Below are 3,008 nucleotides of genomic sequence, written 5' to 3'. Positions count from 1 at the left end.
GAATGGGTTGGGTTCTCTTATTTTGAAGTTTGGGAAAACAGCTCCTTTGTGTCTAACTCTGGTTTAATTGTAGCTCCCAAATTCAGAAATGCTGGTGTGGCTAAGGCAATTAAGGAAAGGATATTTAAAATTTCAAGAAGAATATATCCAGAGGCCAAGATATTTAGCATTACATCTGGAGCGGCAATTATGAAAATGAATTATCAACTGGGTTTTGAACCGGTAACATTTGACCAAATTACGCATGATGAACATTTTTGGGAGGGCTGTAAAAGCTGTATTAATTACAATGTTCTTGAGGGTAAAAAAAGATGCAATTGCTTATGTACAGCTATGTTATTTGATCCTCACAAAGAAAGTTTTAGCAGTTATGCTTTAACACAAGCCACTGAAAAGTGTGAGATGACTCTTGATTGTATTGCCTGTCCAAAATTAAGCCTTGCCGCAGGAGCAGAAGGCACTAATGCTATTTGCAGCGCTTTAACAGATATTTTATGGTTTTCTGAATATATATATCCAATTGAATCAGACCTTCCAGATCCAGTTAAAATGACCGTTACAAATGTAAATATGGACGGTGGACAAAACTGCAGCTCAAAAGAGTGTCGGTTCACCGTTGAAATTGTTTACGATCATAATTATACTGAAAAGGAGATTTTAAATACAATTAGAAATCATACAAGATGTAAATTTACAGTAAGGCAGGATGTTTTTAATGTTTCTATTATAGACGATTCCGTCTACGAACAGCAACTTGTCTTGAATAATTGCTAATATTGTTGAAATTATCAGCGATGCAAAACACCGTTTTAATAATAGACGACGAGAAAAAGATCTGCAGCCTGCTGGCGCGCATCATTGAATTGGAAGGCTTCAAGGTTTTTCAGGCAAATACAGGCAAAGAAGGCCTGAAAATTCTAGCTGCCCAGGATGTATATGTAGTAATTAGTGATGTAAAACTTCCGGATATTAATGGAGTTGAACTCGTAAAAGAGATCAAGAAAATAAAACCTTATACCGAGGTGATCAATCTGACTGCTTTTGGTACAATACAAGATGGTGTAATGGCAATGCGCAATGGCGCTTTTGATTATATTACTAAGGGGGATGATAATGACAAAATCATCCCCCTTGTTTATAAAGCATTAGATAAAGCCAAACTCCAGTTTAGGATTAGTGAACTGGAAAATAAAGTAGCCAGAAAATATGATTTTACGGGCATACTTGGTCAGTCTAAGGCTATTAAAGAAGCGATAGCGCTATCTGAAAAGGTTGCCGGTACAGATACTACTGTTCTTTTACTTGGCGAGACGGGTACGGGGAAAGAGGTGTTCGCACAAGCGATACATTACGAAAGTTTAAGGAAAATGAAGCCTTTCGTTGCCGTAAACTGTAGCGGATTTAATCATGAACTTTTAGAAAGTGAATTGTTTGGGCATAAAGAAGGTGCATTTACTGGAGCAGTAAGAGATAAAAAAGGTTTGCTGGAAGAAGCAAATGAAGGAACTTTGTTTCTGGATGAGATTGGAGAGATGAACCTGGATTTGCAAGCAAAATTGCTTCGCGTATTGGAAAATCAAACCTTTATAAAGGTAGGAGATACCCAAACAAGTAAAGTGAATGTCCGCATTATTGCTGCCACCAACAGAGACTTAAAAACGGAAGCAGAAAGTGGGAAGTTCAGATTAGATCTTTATTACCGCCTTTCCGTATTTTCTATTGAACTTCCACCTTTATCTCAACGGAAATCAGATATTTTACTAATCGCCAAACATTATTTAAAAGAATTTGCGAATAAAGTAAACAAGCAGGAGCTTTTAATGGGGGATGATTTTGCTGAACTACTCCTTAAGCACAACTGGAAGGGGAACATCAGAGAGCTAAAAAACGTAATTGAGCGTGTCGTTATTCTTGCCGACGGGAACTCAGTTACAGCGAATCTGCTACCTTATGAGTTTCACGCTTTAGAGCAACAGGTAGGGGAGACAGATCCAATGAAAATGGAGCAGGTTGAGAAACAGCATATTCTTAAAGTACTAACATATACCAAAGGAAATAAGACAGAGACTGCCCGCTTATTGGGGATAGGACTTACTACATTATATCGAAAAATTGAAGAATATAAAATTTAGAAACTCCCAGTTCTTCAAAATGAAATTAATCATACCATTTTGATATGGTAAATTTTATTCATTCAAGACCTGAAAAATATTTTATCGCTTATTTAAGCTAATTAACTGCATTTTTTTGATGATTTATGACTGGGGCATTCCTTTTGAATTGCCGTGTTCAACATTTAATCATAAACATCATCAATATGAACAAATTATATGACCAGGCGGTTGAACTACTGGAAAAACTAATTAAAATCCCTTCATTTAGTACAGAGGAAAAGCTAACTGCAGATTGTATTGAATCCTTCTTAAATGACCATGAAGTATTTACTATCCGTAAATACAATAACATCTGGTGTTACAATAAATACTTTGATCCCTTAAAACCCATCATTTTATTGAATTCCCATCATGATACAGTGAAACCAAATGATCAATATAATAACGATCCCTTTGTGCCGCTGATTAAAGATGGAAAACTTTATGGCTTGGGTAGTAACGATGCAGGCGGACCTTTGGTTTCACTGATTTCTGCGTTTCTTTTTTTCTATGAAAGGAAAGACCTTCCTTTTAATTTATGCCTGGCCGCAACTGCAGAAGAAGAGAATTCTGGCAGAAAAGGGATTAAGTCTATTCTGGATGATTTAATGCCTATTTCATTTGCGATTGTTGGGGAACCTACGAATATGCATATGGCGGTTGCCGAAAAAGGCTCTATGGTATTGGACTGCGTTTCGACTGGTAGGCCCGGGCATGCGGCAAGAGAAGAAGGAGATAATGCCATTTACAAAGCGCTGAAAGACATTCATTGGTTTTCAAGCTATGTTTTTCCTATTGACTCTAATCTTCCAAATCCAGTAAAAATGACTGTTACTCAGATCAATGCGGGTATAC

General features: G+C 36.9%; 3 protein-coding genes. All 3 read left to right on the top strand.

Annotation, left to right across the window (positions count from 1 at the left end):
- Window positions 1–48: 48 nt before the first annotated feature.
- Complete coding sequence (locus AC1DDX_RS25940) at window positions 49–774, top strand: hypothetical protein (RefSeq protein WP_477622871.1); 726 nt, start codon at window positions 49–51, stop codon at window positions 772–774.
- A gap of 20 nt (window positions 775–794) precedes the next feature.
- Window positions 795–2,132, top strand: coding sequence for a sigma-54-dependent transcriptional regulator (locus AC1DDX_RS25935; RefSeq protein WP_172660526.1), 1,338 nt, complete (start codon window positions 795–797; stop codon window positions 2,130–2,132).
- Window positions 2,133–2,317: 185 nt separating this feature from the next.
- A partial coding sequence (locus AC1DDX_RS25930; RefSeq protein WP_477622870.1) for a M20/M25/M40 family metallo-hydrolase occupies window positions 2,318–3,008 on the top strand: 691 nt, incomplete at its 3' end.

This window comes from Pedobacter sp. 10L46_2 (assembly GCF_056395165.1).
The sequence above is the reverse complement of the archived record's forward strand: the minus strand, read 5'-3'. Positions and strand labels throughout refer to the sequence as shown.